This window comes from Ensifer sp. NM-2 (assembly GCF_003024455.1).
GTDB classification, from domain to species: domain Bacteria; phylum Pseudomonadota; class Alphaproteobacteria; order Rhizobiales; family Rhizobiaceae; genus Ensifer; species Ensifer canadensis.
In genome coordinates, this window is the sequence record NZ_PVZR01000035.1 from 21,864 (window position 1) to 39,113 (window position 17,250).

A 17,250-nucleotide genomic window follows, 5' to 3' on the forward strand; every position below is an offset into this window, starting at 1 on the left:
CCTTGAGTGTTACAAACTCCCCTGTCACCTGCCTCCAAATCCGAGTTCCTCACCTGAGAGTCATCGATAGCGCAGGGCGTCGACCACCAGTGTGAAGGCAGGCGATGCGAGACGGCGGCTCGGGTATTAGAGATGGTATCCGGGAAACGAAGGACACCAGTCGGCTAAAACCTGGATCAGCCGTCCTTCCTTCACGAGCGGATCTAAGTGATCGCAGGGCAGGCAGGCAACGCCCTGCCCATCGAGGGCGGTCGACGAGGATCATGGCGACGTCGTTGCAGACGAATTGACCTTGGACCCGGACGTTGATGGGGCGCCCGTCCTGCTCGAATTCCCAGGCGTAGAGTCCACCGAGCGTCGGGAGCCTCAGGTTGATGCAGTTGTGCTGCGTCAGGTCGTGCGGGGTCACCCGCCTCGGATGCCGCTCGAAATACCCTGGAGACCCTGCCACGACCATTCGCATTTCGGGACCGATCTACACTGCGATCATGTCCTTTTCGACACTTTCGCCGAGCCGCACTCCGGCGTCATAGCGCTCGGCAACCAGGTCCACGAACCTTTGGTCGATTGAGATTTCGATCTTGACCTCCGGATAGTCCGCCATCAGGCGTTGACGGCGGGCATGAGGATCGTTTCCGCGGCTTGCCGGCTGGATGTGACGCGGATCGACCCTCCTGGTTTTTGGCGCATTGCGCTCCAGCTCTTCGATCCGGCTCCGAGTAACGTTGAAGGCCGGCCGCAGCGTTTCCATCAACCGCTCTCCGGCCTCCGTCGCAACGACATTGCGCGTTGTTCTCGCGAGAAGACGAACGCCCATACTCTCCTCCAGCCGGCGCAGGCGTGGCTGCTGATGCCAACGGAAACGATGCTTGATCGGGGAACCCGCGCGGCACGTTGCTCCTCCCATCTCGGGAGTTCGACACTGTTGGGAAAGCTTCACGAGCATTGTGCTGTGTTTGTTTCCGATTTGTGCGTCCAGTATCGCATAATGTATCGACAGGACCTTATGAACCACGGGGCCTCCGGCCATAGGACCGATGTCTTCAAGCGTGGCCCTCTTCAATCCTCGGAAGGAACCACGCGAGAAGCCCTGCAAGCGGGAGGAAGGAGCAGACGTAGTAAACCGTTTCGACACCATAGCTGTCGGCCAGCAGCCCGAGAAGCGCTGCGGCTATACCGCCAAGGCCGAAATTCAGGCCGTAGAACAGCCCACCAATGAGTCCTATCCGGTGCGGCAGCAACTCGATTGCGTAGATCAGGATGGATGCGAAGGCGCTCGCCATGATCAGGTTGATCATCACCGTCAGCACGCCGGTCCAAAAGAGGTCGACGTGTGGCAGGATCAACGTCAGCGGAAGCGGCCCCAGAACCGAAATCCAGATGATACGATAACGCCCGATGCGATCACCGACGATGCCGCCGATCAGCGCGCCCGCGGCCGAAGCCAGCAGGAAGATGAACAACATCATCTGTGCGGAGGGGATCGAGAGGCCGAACTTCTCCATGAGATAGAAGGTGTAGAATGAGCGGAAGCTCTCACCATAGGCGTTCTTAGTAAACATCAGCAGCATCAGGACCACCAGGGCTACCCCGATCGTCGCTGGCGCGTGACGAAGGGCGCCGCCCGCCTTCTTGCCGTCTGCCCGCATCGCCATGAATGCGGCGCTGATCTCCCGCTGCTTGCTACCGATCCATACAAGAAGTGCCATGGCCATCAACGCGAGAACGGCAAACCAGGCGAGGCTCGGCTGTCCCCAGGGAACGATGATCAGCGCAGCGAAGACCGGGCCGAGCGCGCCCCCCGCCTGACCGCCGACCTGAAACAGTCCCTGCGCCAACCCCTGGCGCCCGCCGGCGGCATAGCGCGCCATGCGCGTCGCTTCCGGGTGAAAGATGGACGATCCAATGCCGATCAGCGCAACTGATACCAGAATCACCGCGTAGCTATGGGCGAAGGCAAGGCTAACCAGGCCAGAGAGTGTAAACATCATCCCCACGACCGGTGAATAGGGCGCGGGATGTTTGTCCGTCACCATGCCGATTACCGGCTGCAGCAGCGACCCGGCGATCTGGAAGGTCATGGTGATCAAGCCGATCTGCACGAAATCCAGCGCATAGGCGTCCTTCAGGATCGGATAGGCGGCCGGGATCAGCGACTGCATCAGGTCGTTGAGGAGATGGGTGAGACCCAGAATGACTAGCACAGCGAGATGCGTCTTGGGACGCGTCATGGTGGGAATGGCGACAGTCATGATTGTTGTTCTTGGCCCTTGGGAAATTCGGCGAGCGGTAGAACGCGGCGCGCCGCTATGGGAGCTTATGCATCGCTCGAGGGGCAGGCAACCGTTTTTTCGCGCTACGAGGGCAAGAGGAGACAATCCTAGCGCGATGGAGATGGCAGCGTTACATCACTGGGAGCCAGCTTCGAGATACCAAGTACCCCGGCCTGTAGATTTGCGCTAGCTATTGATCGTTTCTTGGAGCTTCTCGATTTTTGCAAGTATGACGTCGAAGGTGGGCGGACTGTCATCGAACATCATCGGCGCCATCGCACGATAGTCTGCACGCAGATCCCTGACCCGCGCCTCGCTCGGCATCAGGCGCAGCGTCCCTGGCCGCGCGGTGTCATAGCTGGCCCAGCCCGATCGGAAGAAGGTCGCCTTGTGCTTCGCCACCGTCGCCAGAAGGTCGAAATCGCTTGCTGCGGCTTTGCCCTCGTCGGTATCGAGAAGCATGGCGAGGTCGTAATAGTGTCGTGAAAAGTATTGCGGCGTCGCGGATTCAGCAGGGCGATGGACCTCCGCGTGCAACGCCGTGGCCTTCTCCCAAAAGGTCCGCTGCGCAGCGAGAACGGTGACAGCTGCGTCGGGATTTTCGAAGAAGTCGGGATAGTCCTCCGCCGCATAGGGGCGCATGACCTTCTGCTCCGTCGGCCAGGGATCGCCGCGCGCGCCGAGTTCGAGCTTCACCCGCGGCGTGATGTAGGCCATGCCCTCATATTCGGCGGCGGGTAGCGCGGTCGGATAGTGGAAGTTCACGTTCTGCGCGTCGCCGGCATCGATCTCCAGCGACCAGGCGCCATCGGTCGGTTCGCCGAGTTGCTCTGTGATGGCGGCGCGAAGCGCCGGAAGCAACTTCTCGGCGATATGCGCCTCGACGTCGCCCACGAGATCTTGGATGAGTTGAGCCGCTTTTTTTCGGCTAATTCCCTCTTTCTCGGGATCACGGTCGCCGACGTAGCCGAGGTCGGCACGATCAAAGGAAAGATCGATATCTTCGGAAAAGCGGCGGATCGCGCCGAAGGCCTTTGAGAGGGACGTGCCGCCCTTGAAGACCAAAGTGGCAGCGTCCTTCCCTTGCAGGCCGAAAAGCCGCTTCAAGGTCCAGCAGACCCAGAAGTCCTTTTCGATGATCGTGTCGGCGACCCCTCGGCCCGCGCCGGTCTCGCCAAACAGGGCCGCCCGATCGGTGGCTGGGAGAAGAGCGACCTTATCCATCTATGTCGTCCGACGCTGCGTTGGCGATCGAGACGAGCGTCGGCCGCATCCAAGCGGGGGCTTGGACCGCGGTGGAGGCAAGTGTCTTCTTGTCGCTGGCCGACAGACGCCGCGCTGCGATCTGTGCAACGTCGGCGGCGCGCACCTGCCCCACATGACGAAGGGCTTGGACGACCGTGCCGGCCGCGCTGCCCGGAGCAATCAGATGCTTGGGCGAGGCGTGACGCAGATCGACCACGCGCTTGCCCAGCACGACGCGGCGGGAGGGGCCATCAGTCAGATACGTGCTCTTCGCCGGAACCTGAGTCGAGAGGCCGAGCGCGTTCGCCGCGCGCGCGCCAGCGATCTGCACCTGCGAGCCGGTCTCGCGTGCAAGCGCCTGCGCAACGTCGTCGGGAGTTGGAGAAAGCGGGCCGAGCTTGGGATGGACCTTGGGGTAATCATACAGGCCACGCGCCAGGCGGCGGAGCTTTCCGGTCTTCGCCAGGCGGGAAAGGGCTTGATCGACCGCTGCGCGCGCCGCCACGTCCAGGAAGTCACGAGGCGTGAAGACGCCGCCACGCCCGCCTGCGCGGGCGCGTCGCATGATCCGATCCGGAACTGATGTGACGTCGACTTTCATGTGTCAGAAAATACTGTATCTTTTTCTGACATGCAAGGGCCGCGAAATACGGAGGCGAAAACGGTCGACTGGCGGCAAGCGGCGATCCGTGGTGTCTTACTTTACTGCCGAAAAGGCGGTCGGTGACAACAACTGGTTAGAGATATTGGAGAGGATTTGCCCGTCGCGCTCTGACTCGTCGCGGGCCTTAAGCCATGCGGGATCAGTGGTGAAAGCTTTCCATTTCACCTCGCGATCGGCTAGCGATTCCCAGGCGATGAGGTAGGTGAGACGCTGGCTGTTTTCGCCCACGATTGTGGTGAAGAAACCCGCCTGCTTGATGCCGTGCTTGTCCCATATTGCCAGCGTGTGTTCGGCAAAGCGGTTGAGCAGCGCGGGCAATCGGCCGGGCAGGCAGTCGTAAATTCTGAGCTCATAGATCAAAGTCTTGCTTCCTTATGTGCCTTGAGAAGGACATGTGTTTGGCGCTTGCTCCCTGCGCCCACGATGTCCTCAGAACTTGCAGCAACGTCATTTTCACTGTTAGAACGGGCCCTGCGGGTATGTCCGAACCGCTAATCTCCTGTCAAGCTGATCGCCTGCGTTTAGGCGCCGATTGGCCATGATGTTACGAACGTTGAGCACGGTGGCCAAGTTTGGAAGCTAATCGTGGGAATGTGCCGGTTAGAGCAGCCCTTGGCAGTTAATTTTGAGACGGGCGCCAGCAGCAACGCGTTGCCAATCTCCGACAGCAATCTCTCTTGGCTTGTGCAGCCTTCGAGGCTCACGATCTCTAGTGTACCCCAACACTGGAGCATGGCCATGGATCGAAGCGCGGCTGATATGCCGAAAGTATGAAACGAAATTCTTCCGCCGGACCGCGATGAGAAGTGTGCGTTGGATGCAACGGCATGTGCTTGCTGTCGAAGGTTTACGTCCGGCCTCGAACATGGGTGACGATGGCTGCGGGATCTGCGACGAATGCCTGGCACCATGACCGCCGACGGCAAGAAACCTCCATCGATCCAGGCGACATTCGAAGACGCGCTAGCGAATATGCCGGACGGCTATGCCGACGGATATTTTGGTAATCGACCATGGGGCGTGACCGTCAAGCGGTCGCGGGATTGCAAACGGACTTGGCTCTATGGCGAGGAGCTTAGCGGAAGTGATATCGTCAGCTTCAACCTCTATCGGCTGGCTGGACATGGACCTATACTGAAGCCGTGCGAAATGTCCTGCGCCAAGGTGATCGAATTCGTTCTCGGCTTTGAACCCAGCATAGAGAAGGCTGCGTCTCAACCATAATGGCCGAAGAATGAGCACACGGCCTATATTGCATTGCAACATGTGCATAACTGCACTGCGATTTAAGCGCTGGCGGTCGAGGCAGCCTCAGATATTTTGAGGTCAACGAAGCAATGCACCTCCTCCCGCAGAGCTTCGCGTTCAGGCGACCCACTCCTCCTCCCAAGGGGAGCCTGACAGAACAGCGGCACTCCTCCTCCCAGCCGTTGTTCAATCTTTCGAGAAGCCTGCCGCACCTCCTCCCGCGGCAGGCTTTTTTCGTTTCTCCGAGATATTCGAGCCCTGAATTCAGGCATCAAAGCAGACTGCTCTGTTCCACCGGCTCTCCGGATTTCGACACGATCGTGGACCCGTACGGTTCGCGAGACGAAATGATCAGCGCGTCATCCGGTAACGGCCGGGCAAGGTCCTTGGCTTCATCCCAGGGCGCCCGCATCCAGATGTCGGTCTCTTCCTTCGTCAGCAACAGAACCGGCATGGCCTTCTCATGGATCGGCTTCACCAGGGCGTTGGGATCCGTGGTCAAAAACCCATAAAGATCGTCGGTGGTCAGGCCGTCCCTGACCTTTCGGACACTCTGCCATTGCGGCACATGCAGACCGGCAAAGAACATCAGCGACTTCTGCTCATCGCGGGCGAACCAGGCATTTGGCACGTTTCCGCCAACCTCCTGGTTGGCCGGATCCGGTTCCGCGAAACTGGTGACCGGTACGAGGCATCGATTTTCGACACCAAACCATCGTTTCCAGTGCGGAAAACTGAGCTTGCGCACATTGGTCGTGCCGCGGTCGGCCTCCATGCGGATGAACTCTTCGAGATCGAAAGCCTTGCCCTTGGCCGCAAGTTTCTCGGCCTTCGCTTTGGCCGCCTTCTCGAGCGCGAAACGCGGGGAAGGCAGTCCCCAGCGCGCATGGACCAGTTGCTTCTTTCCGTCGGCGGTGTTGCGGACGATCGGTCCCATCTGATCCGGGTTCATCTGGTAGGCTGGCATCAGATTGATCAGGCTTTCCGCGTCCTGGGCCCACTTTGCGACCCAGTCCTTGTCTTCCATGCGATAAAGGTTGCACATAGCAGACCATCTACTCCGATTGAGCTCGAATGGCGGACAATCTAGCGGACGGCGCTGATTTCGCTAGTCGAGCCGGAAGACCTCGGCATTGTCCTGGCGTTCTCGCAAGCCCTTGTAGGATGGGTGGCGGAGTTTCCCGTCCGCCGTCCAGGCGCGAAACTCGATCTCAGCAATCAAGGTCGGTTCGACCCAGATGACATCGGCACTTCCGGAATAGGGCAGGGGCGGCTGCTTTCGCTTCCAGCGGAGCGTGTCCAGCATCTTCCGTAACCTGCTCGCCTCGACTTCTTTGAATCCAGTGCCGACGCTTCCGACGTGGACGAGATCATCCCCACGATACGCAGCAAGCACCAACGAGCCGAAGCCGGCTGGGGACGCTGCCGACTTCTCATAACCGACGATGAAGAAGGCCTCGCCCTGAATGCATTTGACTTTTACCCAATCGCCGGTCCGGCCCGAGCGATAAGGCCGGTCGAGGTGCTTGCCGACGATGCCTTCCAGGCCGAGGCGGCAGACATGCTCCAGCAGGACGGCTGGTTCGGCATCGAGTGTTTCCGATAGCCTGACGGCGCCGGCTTGGTCGCTCTTTGGGCCGTTTAACGTGTCCTCGAGAAGGTGTCGGCGGGACCGGTATTCGATTCCGCGCAGATCGTGCCCGTCCAGATAAACAAGATCGAAAGCGTAGAGGACGGCTTCGGAGGCACGGTTGCCAGCTTGTTTGCCGGATGCGCCCAGCGATTGCTGCAGCAGCCCAAAATCCGGACGACCCTCTTCGTCGAGCACAACGGCCTCGCCATCGATGATCATCGTCGCCGGCCCGAGCGCTCGGGCGGCCTGCTCTATCGCCGGAAACCGGTGCGTCCAGTCATGGCCGCCACGCGTGAGGATCCGGATCCCCCGCGGTTCAATGTGAACGGCAAGGCGATAGCCATCCAATTTCAGCTCCCAGCTCCACTCGCTTCCCTTTGGGGGACGGGTCTTCAATTCCGCCAGCGCAGGCTCGACGCGCTCAGGCATGGGATCGAACAGGAGCTGTGGTTGGGCTGGATTTCGCTTGCCTCGCGGCCGGGAACGGATCGGGGCCTCGGTGTCACGAAGGAGGGGTTTTGATCTCGGAGGCTTCGTCATGCCGGAAGTTCAGCAGAAAAATCTTAAAGACACTGTGACGATCCCGACTTGTCCTCGCAATTCACACAAAGGGGTTAGCGCTCGCAGGCGCCCGGAAAAAATTCTCAGGACGCTATTGGGCTGATTCCCATAGGTATTCTGCTCATTTCTAATGATCAGGATAATATTCCCATCCCTCCGGTTGCTTGACTCTTTTATTGGGTCGGAACAGAAAGAGAACATCCGCATTTTGTTCGACATGATGTCGGCCACCTACACGACCTTGAAGGGAGCCGTGAACGATGACTGCTGCCCGTGAAAGGGTGATTTCCGATTTGCGCGAACGCATTGCATTGCTGGAAGGCGTATCAGCAAGGAAAGCCGGCTGTCTGTCCTTTGGGGTGCCGGAAATCGATGCAGTGCTCCCGGGAGGTGGTCTGGCCTATGGCGCCCTGCACGAATTTGCAGGCGGCGGGTCGGGGACGGTGGATGGTGCGGCAGCAGCCCTGTGTGCGGCGGGCATCGCGGCCCGCACCAAAGGCCCGATCGTCTGGTGCCTGACGCGCCCCGATCTGTTTTTTCCGGCGCTCGCCCAGGTCGGCCTCCATCCCGACCGGGTGATCTTTGTCGAATCCGATAGGGAGGAAGACGTTCTGGCAAATATGGAGGAAGGGCTTTCCTTTGGTGGGCTCGGCGCAGTCGTTGGCGAACTTGTTCGCCTGCCGATGGTCAGCTCGCGCCGGCTGCAGCTGGCGGCTGAGCGAACGGGCACGATGGCGCTTGCCGTGCGACGTTGGCGGCGACAGACGGAGGCGAATGATTTCGGGCAGCCGACAGCATCGACCACGCGGTGGAGGGTCAGCGTGATGCCGTCGGAGGAATTGCCAGTACCGGGCGTCGGAAGTGCCCAATGGTTGCTGGAGTTGATGCGCGTAAAAGCGGGTGAATGTGCTGAGTTTCTCGTGAGGGCGTGCGATGACAAGGGTTGTCTCGATCTATCTTCCGGATCTGCCGACGGATCGCATTCGTCGCGCCGATCCGTCTATTCCGCCTGAACAGGCGATCGCCGTGATCGCCAGGAGCGGCTCGAAACGCTGGGTCTCGGCGGCAGACGCCGCCGCCAGGAAAGCCGGCGTCCATGTCGGCATGCCGGCGGCAAAAGCGCAGGCGCTGTTTCGCGGCCTGATCCTGGTCGAGGCGGATCCTGCAATGGATGCCGCAGCACTCGAACGCATTACCCTCTGGGCGCTGACGCTCTATTCGCCGATCGTCGCGGTCGATGGGATCGATGGGATCGTCATGGATACCGAGGGTGCCGATCACCTCCAGGGCGGCGAGCTCGCCATGGTGACCAAGATCGCCAATCAGTTCCTGGCAAAAAAACTCACCCCCCGAGTCGCGGTCGCCGACACCTGGGGTGCGGCACACGCCTGCGCCCGCGCCATCAGCCGCGAGACGGTCATCGCGCCGACCGGCGAGACCGCGCGTGCCGTCGAAAAGCTGCCGATATCGTTGCTGCGCCTTCCCGGGAAAGTCGTCAGCGATCTGCGCACGCTCGGCTTCCAGGCGATCGGCGAATTGGCCAACACGCCGCGCGCGCCGCTGACGCTCCGTTTCGGTCCGGAGATTGGCCGGCGGCTGGACCAGATGTTCGGCCGCATCTGCGAACCGATCGATCCGATCCGCACCGCCGAGCTCGTCGAGGTGAGCCGCGCCTTCGCCGAACCGATCGGTGCTGCCGAAACCATCGACAAATATGTCGGCCGGCTGGTCGTGCAACTGATCGACGAGCTGCAAAGGCTTGGCCTTGGTGTTCGGCGCGCCGATCTGATCGTCGAAAAGGTCGACGGTTCGCGGCAGGCAATCCGCGCCGGCACGGTGAAGCCAGTGCGCGATGTCGCCTGGCTGACGAAACTGTTTCGCGATCGGACGGAGAAGATCGAGCCCGGTTTCGGGATCGAGAAGCTGACACTCGTCGCCGTCATGGCCGAGCCGCTGGAGGAGCGTCAGAAATCCTCATCGCTGGTCGAGGACGAGGTCACGGACGTGACGCCGCTGATCGATATCTACGGCAACCGTGGCCAGCTTGTTTATCGGGTGGCACCCGTTGCCTCCGACGTGCCCGAGCGCTCCGTCCATCGCATCAGCGCCGCGGCCAATCCGGTCGAGGTCACCTGGGTCAGCCATTGGCGCCGGCCGGTCCGGCTGCTGGCCCGTCCCGAGCTGATCGAGGCCATCGCCTTGCTGCCGGACCGTCCACCGGTCTCGATCACCTGGCGTGGCACGCGCCGGAAGGTCAAGCGCGCCGACGGTCCGGAACGGATCTTCGGCGAGTGGTGGCAGCGAGACGCCGAGATGGAGGCGGTGCGGGATTATTTCGTCATCGAAGACGAGGCCGGCGAGCGTCTCTGGGTGTTTCGCTCCGGTGATGGCATCGATCCTGAAACCGGAAGCCACCGCTGGTTCATGCACGGGATCTTCGCATGAGTTATGCCGAGCTGCAGGTCACGACCCATTTTTCCTTCCTGCGCGGTGCGAGTTCGGCGCAGGAACTGTTCGAAACCGCCAAGGCTCTCGGTATCGAAGCCGTCGGCGTTGTCGATCGCAATTCGCTTGCCGGAATTGTACGGGCGCTTGAAGCATCGCGCGCCACCGGTTTACGCCTCGTTGTCGGTTGCCGCCTCGATCTCGCCGACGGCATGTCGTTGCTGGTCTATCCGACCGACCGGACTGCCTATTCCCGGCTGACCCGCCTCATCACGCTCGGTAAGTCGCGCGGCGGCAAGAACAACTGCATCCTCCACTGGGACGATGTCATCGCCTACAACGACGGCATGATCTGCGTTCTTGTGCCGGATCTGCCGGATGACGCCTGCGCGATCCAGCTGCGCAAGATGGCCGAACTGTTTGGTGATCGGGCCTATGTATCGCTTTGTCTGCGGCGCCGGCAGAACGACCAGCTGCGGCTGCATGAGATTTCCAATCTTGCAGCGCGATTCAAGGTGCGAACGGTCGTCACCAATGATGTCCTCTTCCATGAGCCAAGCCGTCGGCAGTTGCAGGATATTGTCACCTGCATTCGCACTCGCACGACGATTGACGAGGTGGGGTTCGAGCGCGAGCGCCACGCTGATCGTTATCTGAAGCCGCCGGAAGAAATGGAGCGGTTGTTTCCACGATACCGGCAAGCCCTCGCGCGAACCATGGAGATCGTCCGTCGGTGCACTTTCTCGCTCGAGGAGCTCACCTACCAATATCCGGAGGAAGCGATCGTGCCGGGCAAGGATGCCCAGGCCTCGCTGGAGCACTATGTCTGGCAATGCGTGCCCGATCGCTATCCCGAAGGTCTGCCGCCCGATGTGTTGAAGGTCGTGCGGCACGAGCTCGATCTCATCCGCACCATGAAATACGCCCCGTATTTTCTGACCGTCTTCTCGATCGTGCGCTATGCCCGGTCCCAGGGCATTCTTTGCCAGGGCAGGGGTTCCGCCGCCAACAGTGCCGTCTGCTACATTCTCGGCATTACCAGCATCGACCCCTCGACCAACGATCTTTTGTTCGAACGCTTCGTCAGCCAGGAGCGCGACGAGCCGCCGGATATCGATGTGGATTTCGAGCATGAGCGGCGCGAAGAGGTGATCCAGTGGATCTATCGCACCTATTCCAGAGAAAAGGCAGCGCTCTGCGCCACCGTGACCCGCTACAGGGCGCGCGGCGCGATCCGCGATGTCGGCAAGGCGCTTGGCCTGCCGGAAGACGTGATCAAGGCGCTGTCGTCGGGCATGTGGTCCTGGTCGGAGGAGGTCTGCGATCGCAATGCCCGCGAGCTCAATCTCAATCCAGACGACCGGCGTCTTGTGCTGACTTTGAAGCTCGCCCAGCAATTGATGGGCGCGCCACGGCATCTCGGCCAGCATCCGGGCGGGTTCGTCCTTACCCATGATCGGCTCGACGATCTCGTGCCGATCGAACCGGCCACGATGAAGGACCGTCAGATCATCGAATGGGACAAGGACGACGTCGAAGCCCTCAAATTCATGAAGGTGGACATCCTGGCCCTTGGAATGCTGACCTGCATGGCCAAGGCCTTCGATCTGATCCGCGAGCACAAGGATCGGGATCTCGACCTGTCGAAGATCGAGCAGGAGGATCCTGCGACCTATGCGATGATCCGCAAGGCCGATACGCTCGGCACGTTCCAGATCGAAAGCCGCGCCCAGATGGCGATGCTGCCGCGGCTGAAACCCCGAACCTTCTACGACCTCGTGGTGCAAGTTGCCATTGTCCGGCCCGGTCCGATCCAGGGCGACATGGTGCATCCCTATCTGCGCCGGCGCGAAGGCAAGGAGGCAGTCGAATATCCGACGCCCGAGCTTGAGGCGGTGCTCGGCAAGACGCTCGGCGTGCCGCTGTTTCAAGAGTCGGCGATGAGGGTGGCGATGGTCTGCGCCGGCTTTACCGGCGGCGAGGCCGATCAGCTGCGCAAGTCGATGGCGACCTTCAAGTTCACCGGCGGCGTTTCGCGGTTCAAGGACAAGCTCGTGTCCGGCATGGTGAGAAACGGCTACACGCCCGAATTCGCCGAAAAGACGTTCTCCCAGCTCGAAGGCTTTGGTTCGTATGGTTTCCCGGAGAGCCATGCTGCTTCGTTCGCGCTGGTCGCCTATGCGTCGAGCTTTATCAAACGCCATTATCCGGAAGCGTTCTGTGCCGCCCTGATCAATTCGCAGCCGATGGGTTTTTACGCGCCGGCGCAGATCGTCGGCGACGCCAGAGCCCACGGCGTCGAGGTGCGGCCGGTCTGCATCAATCGGTCTCGGTGGGACTGTACGTTGGAGCGGATCGGCAATTCTGGCCGCCACGCCGTTCGGCTGGGTTTCCGGCAGGTGAAAGGGCTGGCGGTCGTTGACGCCGCGCGCATTGTCGCGGCACGCATGGACAATGCCTTTGTCTCGGTTGACGACATGTGGCGCCGATCCGGCGTGCCAGCGGAGGCGCTCGTCCAGCTTGCCAAGGCCGATGCATTTCTGCCCGCGCTGAAGCTTGAGCGCCGCGACGCGCTCTGGGCGATCAAGGCACTGCGCGATCAACCCCTTCCGCTGTTTGCGGCGGCTGCCGAACGGGAGATGGCTGTAATCGCCGAGCAGCAGGAGCCGGAGGTCGCGCTTCGGCAGATGACTGACGGCCAGAACGTCATCGAGGACTACAGCCATACAGGGCTGACATTGCGGCAGCATCCGATCGCCTTCTTGCGCAGGGATTTGTCAGTGCGCAACATTATCACCTGTGCCGAGGCGATGAATTCCAGGGACGGGCGATGGGTCTATACCGCCGGTCTTGTTCTGGTGCGGCAAAAGCCCGGATCGGCCAAGGGCGTCATGTTCATCACCATCGAGGACGAGACCGGTCCGGCCAATCTTGTTGTCTGGCCGACACTCTTTGAAAAACGCCGGCGGGTCGTTCTCGGGTCTTCGATGATGGCGATCAACGGTCGTATCCAGCGGGAAGGGGAGGTCGTCCATCTTGTCGCCCAGCAGCTGTTCGACTTGTCAGGCGACCTTGTGGGCCTTGCAGATCGCGATGAAGAGTTCAAACTTCCGGCCGGCCGCGGCGATGAATTCGCCAGAGGCGGCGCGCCCGATCCGCGGGATAAGCCGAAGCCGGTTGTAGCCGCGCGCGACATGTTCGTGCCTGACCTTCATATCGATACGTTGAAGGTGAAGAGCAGGAATTTTCACTGAAATTCAGTCTGAGAGCTGGTCGTTGGTCCTAATCGGTTCAAGGCGACCCATTCAGGTGGGCCTGACACCCCTTCATTAGGAAAGACCGTACCAGGCGCCGCGGCCGGCACCGTGCAGGACGAGGTGCCCGTGATCCACGAGTGCCTTGAGATGATCCTTGATAGTGTGACGGCTTGCATCGGTGATCCGGGCGGCCTCCGCGACCGTAATCCGCCCGTGCTCGCGCGCCAACTCGAGCAATATAACGGATAATTCCGGCATGTCGGCGAGGATAATACGCTCGCGCTCCATTTTTTTCTCAAGTCGCGTTTTCTGCCGATGCAGGGCTCTCAAAAAGAACTCGATCCAGGGATTCCAGTCGGGATCGGAACTGCGGATCGTTCCCTGCGTGCGCCGAAGCGAGATGTAATAGCTTTCCTTGGTTTGCTCGATGATGCTTTCGAGCGAGCTGTAGGGGACGTGAGCGTAGCCGGCCCGCAGGAGCAATAAGGTGGTCAGAATACGCGATAGGCGGCCATTGCCATCCTGGAATGGATGGATTTCGAGGAAAACGACAATGAAGATCGCGACAACCAAAAGTGGATGGAGCCGCTTTTCTCGCCCTTGCTCATCCAGCCAGGCGATCAGTTCGTCCATTCGACGCGGGGTATCGAACGGCGATGCCGTTTCAAAAACGATGCCGAGGCTCTCACCCTGTACGTTAAACGCTTCCACGTTGTTGGAGAGGGTTTTGTAGGCGCCGCGATGCCGCTCGTCCTTTGTCGAATGTGCAAGAAGGTCGCGGTGGAGCTGACGGATATGATTCTCGGTGAACGAAATAGCTTCGTAAGCACTGAAGATGGTCTCCATCACCTCCGCATAGCCGGCAACCTACTGCTTGTCGCTAGTCGTAAACGACCCCAGGCGAATGTTTGCCAGCAGCTTTCCGACCTCTCGGTCGGTGAGGCGTGCCCCTTCAATACGGGTGGAGGAACCGACACTTTCGATCGTGGCGACACGCCGGAGGCTGGACAGCCGCTCAGGCGCGATCCGGCCGATCGCACGCCAAGCACCTTTAAATTCGTCGATTTCGGCGATCAGCGACAGGATTTCGGGCGTGATCCGGACGGTCGCCGTATTTAGAAATTCCATTTGGGCATCCATTCCCATCCATTTCCATCCAATTTTCACGAGGGAGTTCGTATATCTGCCCCACTTCTGCCCAATGGAGCCGCAACGATCTTGGCTTCCATGTTTGGAGATACAACGCCATGCCGACCCGGCGACATTTCCTTATCAGCTTCGTCGCAACGCCGATTGTGCTGCCGAGACTAGGCCATGCAGCCGGCGCTCCTGTGGAGCTGCCGCTTACGGCCAGTTGCGGTGATGACCACGAGCTGACGCCGGCACAGACCGAAGGCCCGTATTTTACGCCGGAGAGCCCTGAAAAACAGGACTTCGCGAGCGATGCACCGGGCGGTGAAAGGATGACGCTTGCTGGTTACGCACTAACCAAGGACTGCCAGCCCGTAGCAAAAGCGATGATCGAGTTATGGCATGCCGATGAGATGGGCGCCTACGACAATAGCGGATACAAGCTCCGCGGACATCAATTCACAGATGCAGAAGGCAAATGGTGGTTCGAGACGATCGTGCCCGGGATCTATCCTGGTCGCACTCGGCATTACCACGTAAAAGTCCAACGGCCCGGCGGGAAGGCGCTGACCACGCAGCTGTATTTTGCTGATGAGCCGGACAATGAGCGTGACCGCATGTTCAATGCAGACTTGTTGCTCGACATCAGAACGACGAGCGACGGAAAATTCGGCCGCTACAATTTCATAGTGGCGTAACCGGCGCTTTGCGTCTCTTGAGCTGCTTGGGCGCTGTCATCTTTAGGCGCTTCCGCCGGCGATCAATGCATCACGTGCGGCGCGAAACGCGTCTTGCAGCGGCTTGTAACCATCAAGTCCTTCAAGAGCGTAGCTATTGAGGAACTGACGCCCCGCGAACAGCTTGCGATCCACCGGGGTCAGCTCGGCTTCCGCGCAGACCTCTTGCCAGTGTGCGGCGATCCCCGTGATCTGCCGCTCGATCAGCGCGGCGGCTTCCGCCTCTTTCAGGTGATAATCCGGCGCGGCTGCAAGGCACGTTGCTAGAGTGCTGGTGCGGCCCTCGCCCTTGATCAGCATGGCCTGCGTGGCTTCGTTGCCCGTGCGGTTTTGCGGGCAGATGTCGTAGGCGGGCGTCAAGGTCAGCCTCTTGCCGTCCCAGAATGCGGCATGGTTGCGGGCATGGTCGTCGGTGTTGCCGCACAGGACGTTGAAGCAAATCCGTCCGTAGAGCTCCTTGAGCGTGTACTTGGGATCGGTGAAGCGGTGGCGGATCAGCTCGGCTAGGTCCTCGTAGGAGGCATAGCGGGCCATCATCTCATCAAGGCCCAGCATCGTGAGGGCCGAGACCATCGCGTGCCGCGTCCAGCCGGCCTTGGTATGCGTGCGGTCAAAGCGCTCGATCAGCAGCACGTCTTTTTGCGCGGCGCGGGTCATCGACACGGATGCCGCGTTGAGCCCGCAGGCGCTTGCCAGCTTCATCGCGATGAATTCCGCCTTTACGACGCTGTATGTGTCGTTGCTGGCCGAGAATTTGGCGATGAACTTTTTTGTCCCGTCATCGATCAGCGCCTTGGGGCGCGCTCCGCCGATCGAGGTGCCGTAATTGAGGGCCTGATCGAGCGCCGGGGTCAGAGGAACGCCCTTTTCGATGAGGTCAGCCGCTTCAAGGAGCTCGTCGAGCGATGCTTGCGCGGCAAGGCGGGGGATATATTCTGTGGCCGATGCCTGAAAATCGAGAGCGCCAATCCGGTCGGAGCCTGACTGGAGCAAATAGGTCAGCTCGCTGATCTCCGGCACACCGGCAGCGTCGGGCTTTTTGCCCGTCAGCCTGTTGATGATCACCCGACGGCCCCAGGCATCGGGCGAGCCGTCGCGGATACAGCTCGCCATCCGCAGGCCGTTGATGGGCGCGATTACGCCTTCCTGAAGGGGCAGTTCGGGCTCATAGATCGGTATGGCTTGCTTTCGACGCCGGTAGCTGGCGCCGTAGGTAAAGATCAGGCGCTCGCCATCCTGGTCGAGGCGGCCTGCAACCACCGGTTCCGTTGCCCCCAGCAACCACATCCAGACAAAGGCTTCAGTGGCGTCCGCCCTAGAAGTCATCATCGACTTCCTTCATCGTGTGGCGGACGCTCTTGGGCAGCAGGGAAAGTTTTTCATCAAGGCGGGCGTTGTGCATCTGCAGGGTGCGCTCATCATAGTCGAACAGACGCACGCCCACGAGGGAGGCGACCTCGAAGACGATGCCGATCTCAGGGCCGGGCGTGCCCTTTTCGATGCTGGACAGCGTCGTGCGGCTGATGCCGGCGCGGTCGGCCAGTTCTTGCGCCGTTAGGCGGCGCTCGGCTCGGCCGACGCGGATCAGTTTGCCAAGCATGGTGAGCGCTTCGCGCGTCACTCTTGAATAGCTTCTCTTGCGTGGCACGGTTGGCACCTATTTTGTCCATCTAATTGTACGTGAAGGACGGTTGCGCCCAGAATTTTGTACATCTTGCCATGATGCGTACGGCTAAGTCAAGCGTTGTTCATTTGATTGGTCATAAGGCAAATTGGTGACCAGAATTTTGAACAATGGGCCGGTTCTAGCTGAGGGCGAAATGACAGTGCGCCGGTTGCAATTCCGCGGTGGCTTTTCGAGGGGCGCTTTGGATGCAATAGGAAGACATTGAGGCCAGTTTGATCAGGCAGTTTGCGATCGCCTTTAGAGGAGGGTGCAATCAGTTTCCTGACGCGCGTATGGATCGATACCCGTGTCGGCTGCAGACTGAAAGGGCTTCTGGCTCGGCGGGTTCGACAGGAGAATGCTCTGCTTCGAAAGATGCTTGAGCGGTTT

At 60.4% G+C, this 17,250-nt stretch carries 17 protein-coding genes; 5 read left to right on the plus strand and 12 right to left on the minus strand.

The annotated features are described in order from the left end of the window. Positions 1 to 49: 49 nt before the first annotated feature. The 6 genes from C6558_RS41865 to C6558_RS36450 all read right to left on the minus strand — a co-directional run bounded on the left by C6558_RS41865 (position 50) and on the right by C6558_RS36450 (position 4,542). A complete protein-coding gene (locus C6558_RS41865) occupies positions 50 to 463 on the minus strand; it encodes a hypothetical protein (RefSeq protein ID WP_348523276.1) in 414 nt (137 codons plus the stop codon). Positions 464 to 475: 12 nt separating this feature from the next. Then, positions 476 to 817, minus strand: a complete 342-nt coding sequence (locus C6558_RS41240) for a hypothetical protein (RefSeq protein ID WP_245449321.1) — start codon at positions 815 to 817, stop codon at positions 476 to 478. Positions 818 to 1,043: 226 nt separating this feature from the next. Next, a complete protein-coding gene (locus tag C6558_RS36435; RefSeq protein WP_107028621.1) occupies positions 1,044 to 2,252 on the minus strand; it encodes an MFS transporter in 1,209 nt (402 codons plus the stop codon). Positions 2,253 to 2,459: 207 nt separating this feature from the next. Further along, positions 2,460 to 3,497, minus strand: coding sequence for a nucleotidyl transferase AbiEii/AbiGii toxin family protein (locus C6558_RS36440; protein WP_057210716.1), 1,038 nt, complete (start codon positions 3,495 to 3,497; stop codon positions 2,460 to 2,462). After that, on the minus strand, positions 3,490 to 4,119 hold the full coding sequence (locus C6558_RS36445) for a DUF6088 family protein (RefSeq protein ID WP_244494673.1): 630 nt from the start codon (positions 4,117 to 4,119) through the stop codon (positions 3,490 to 3,492). Before C6558_RS36445 ends, C6558_RS36440 begins: the two co-directional genes overlap by 8 nt. Positions 4,120 to 4,215: 96 nt before the next feature. Then, positions 4,216 to 4,542 carry an NIPSNAP family protein gene (locus C6558_RS36450; RefSeq protein ID WP_057210717.1) on the minus strand — a complete coding sequence of 109 codons (327 nt, stop codon included), beginning with the start codon at positions 4,540 to 4,542 and terminating at the stop codon, positions 4,216 to 4,218. Between the two features lie 537 nt (positions 4,543 to 5,079). Between C6558_RS36450 and C6558_RS36460 the strand changes: the two genes are divergently transcribed. Next, on the plus strand, positions 5,080 to 5,406 hold the full coding sequence (locus C6558_RS36460; RefSeq protein ID WP_057215834.1) for a hypothetical protein: 327 nt from the start codon (positions 5,080 to 5,082) through the stop codon (positions 5,404 to 5,406). Positions 5,407 to 5,701: 295 nt separating this feature from the next. Here C6558_RS36460 and C6558_RS36465 read toward each other — a convergent pair whose 3' ends face one another. Together C6558_RS36465 and ligD are read right to left on the minus strand one after the other, a co-directional pair. Next, positions 5,702 to 6,475: an SOS response-associated peptidase family protein gene (locus C6558_RS36465; protein ID WP_107028622.1), complete on the minus strand. Its 774-nt coding sequence runs from the start codon at positions 6,473 to 6,475 to the stop codon at positions 5,702 to 5,704. Positions 6,476 to 6,538: 63 nt separating this feature from the next. Further along, positions 6,539 to 7,603, minus strand: coding sequence for a non-homologous end-joining DNA ligase (gene ligD, locus C6558_RS36470; protein WP_057215837.1), 1,065 nt, complete (start codon positions 7,601 to 7,603; stop codon positions 6,539 to 6,541). Positions 7,604 to 7,884: 281 nt separating this feature from the next. On the opposite strand from ligD, the gene C6558_RS36480 reads away from it, so the two are divergent. From C6558_RS36480 to C6558_RS36490, 3 genes are read left to right on the plus strand one after another with little or no spacing between them, the layout of a single operon-like run. Beyond that, the gene (locus tag C6558_RS36480; RefSeq protein WP_057215840.1) at positions 7,885 to 8,637 is read left to right on the plus strand and encodes an ImuA family protein; all 753 of its coding nucleotides are present in this window, start codon (positions 7,885 to 7,887) and stop codon (positions 8,635 to 8,637) included. Beyond that, a complete protein-coding gene (locus C6558_RS36485; protein ID WP_057215844.1) occupies positions 8,558 to 10,069 on the plus strand; it encodes a DNA polymerase Y family protein in 1,512 nt (503 codons plus the stop codon). The genes C6558_RS36480 and C6558_RS36485 overlap by 80 nt, the downstream gene beginning before the upstream one ends. Further along, the gene (locus C6558_RS36490) at positions 10,066 to 13,323 is read left to right on the plus strand and encodes an error-prone DNA polymerase (protein WP_107028623.1); all 3,258 of its coding nucleotides are present in this window, start codon (positions 10,066 to 10,068) and stop codon (positions 13,321 to 13,323) included. The genes C6558_RS36485 and C6558_RS36490 overlap by 4 nt, the downstream gene beginning before the upstream one ends. Before the next feature lie 75 nt (positions 13,324 to 13,398). Here the strand turns inward: C6558_RS36490 and C6558_RS36495 are convergent, their stop codons facing one another. Together C6558_RS36495 and C6558_RS41245 are read right to left on the minus strand one after the other, a co-directional pair. Further along, on the minus strand, positions 13,399 to 14,172 hold the full coding sequence (locus C6558_RS36495) for a Fic family protein (protein WP_245449323.1): 774 nt from the start codon (positions 14,170 to 14,172) through the stop codon (positions 13,399 to 13,401). Between the two features lie 21 nt (positions 14,173 to 14,193). After that, positions 14,194 to 14,472, minus strand: a complete 279-nt coding sequence (locus C6558_RS41245; protein WP_245449325.1) for a hypothetical protein — start codon at positions 14,470 to 14,472, stop codon at positions 14,194 to 14,196. 101 nt (positions 14,473 to 14,573) lie between these two features. Here C6558_RS41245 and C6558_RS36500 point away from each other — a divergent pair, with 101 nt between their 5' ends. Then, the gene (locus C6558_RS36500) at positions 14,574 to 15,155 is read left to right on the plus strand and encodes an intradiol ring-cleavage dioxygenase (RefSeq protein WP_057211185.1); all 582 of its coding nucleotides are present in this window, start codon (positions 14,574 to 14,576) and stop codon (positions 15,153 to 15,155) included. A gap of 42 nt (positions 15,156 to 15,197) precedes the next feature. Here the strand turns inward: C6558_RS36500 and C6558_RS36505 are convergent, their stop codons facing one another. Continuing rightward, a complete protein-coding gene (locus C6558_RS36505) occupies positions 15,198 to 16,520 on the minus strand; it encodes a type II toxin-antitoxin system HipA family toxin (protein ID WP_107028624.1) in 1,323 nt (440 codons plus the stop codon). Further along, positions 16,510 to 16,794, minus strand: coding sequence for a helix-turn-helix transcriptional regulator (locus C6558_RS36510; protein WP_057211187.1), 285 nt, complete (start codon positions 16,792 to 16,794; stop codon positions 16,510 to 16,512). Before C6558_RS36510 ends, C6558_RS36505 begins: the two co-directional genes overlap by 11 nt. Positions 16,795 to 17,250: the final 456 nt, after the last annotated feature.

Bases quoted from the DNA above. Each gene is read 5' to 3' on its own strand.
- C6558_RS41865 (WP_348523276.1), bottom strand. From the start codon at position 463: ATGCGAATGGTCGTGGCAGGGTCTCCAGGGTATTTCGAGCGGCATCCG.
- C6558_RS41240 (WP_245449321.1), bottom strand. From the start codon at position 817: ATGGGCGTTCGTCTTCTCGCGAGAACAACGCGCAATGTCGTTGCGACG.
- C6558_RS36435 (WP_107028621.1), bottom strand. From the start codon at position 2,252: ATGACTGTCGCCATTCCCACCATGACGCGTCCCAAGACGCATCTCGCT.
- C6558_RS36440 (WP_057210716.1), bottom strand. From the start codon at position 3,497: ATGGATAAGGTCGCTCTTCTCCCAGCCACCGATCGGGCGGCCCTGTTT.
- C6558_RS36445 (WP_244494673.1), bottom strand. From the start codon at position 4,119: ATGAAAGTCGACGTCACATCAGTTCCGGATCGGATCATGCGACGCGCC.
- C6558_RS36460 (WP_057215834.1), top strand. From the start codon at position 5,080: ATGCCTGGCACCATGACCGCCGACGGCAAGAAACCTCCATCGATCCAG.
- C6558_RS36465 (WP_107028622.1), bottom strand. From the start codon at position 6,475: ATGTGCAACCTTTATCGCATGGAAGACAAGGACTGGGTCGCAAAGTGG.
- ligD (WP_057215837.1), bottom strand. From the start codon at position 7,603: ATGACGAAGCCTCCGAGATCAAAACCCCTCCTTCGTGACACCGAGGCC.
- C6558_RS36480 (WP_057215840.1), top strand. From the start codon at position 7,885: ATGACTGCTGCCCGTGAAAGGGTGATTTCCGATTTGCGCGAACGCATT.
- C6558_RS36485 (WP_057215844.1), top strand. From the start codon at position 8,558: ATGACAAGGGTTGTCTCGATCTATCTTCCGGATCTGCCGACGGATCGC.
- C6558_RS36490 (WP_107028623.1), top strand. From the start codon at position 10,066: ATGAGTTATGCCGAGCTGCAGGTCACGACCCATTTTTCCTTCCTGCGC.
- C6558_RS36495 (WP_245449323.1), bottom strand. From the start codon at position 14,172: ATGGAGACCATCTTCAGTGCTTACGAAGCTATTTCGTTCACCGAGAAT.
- C6558_RS41245 (WP_245449325.1), bottom strand. From the start codon at position 14,472: ATGGGAATGGATGCCCAAATGGAATTTCTAAATACGGCGACCGTCCGG.
- C6558_RS36500 (WP_057211185.1), top strand. From the start codon at position 14,574: ATGCCGACCCGGCGACATTTCCTTATCAGCTTCGTCGCAACGCCGATT.
- C6558_RS36505 (WP_107028624.1), bottom strand. From the start codon at position 16,520: ATGACTTCTAGGGCGGACGCCACTGAAGCCTTTGTCTGGATGTGGTTG.
- C6558_RS36510 (WP_057211187.1), bottom strand. From the start codon at position 16,794: ATGCTTGGCAAACTGATCCGCGTCGGCCGAGCCGAGCGCCGCCTAACG.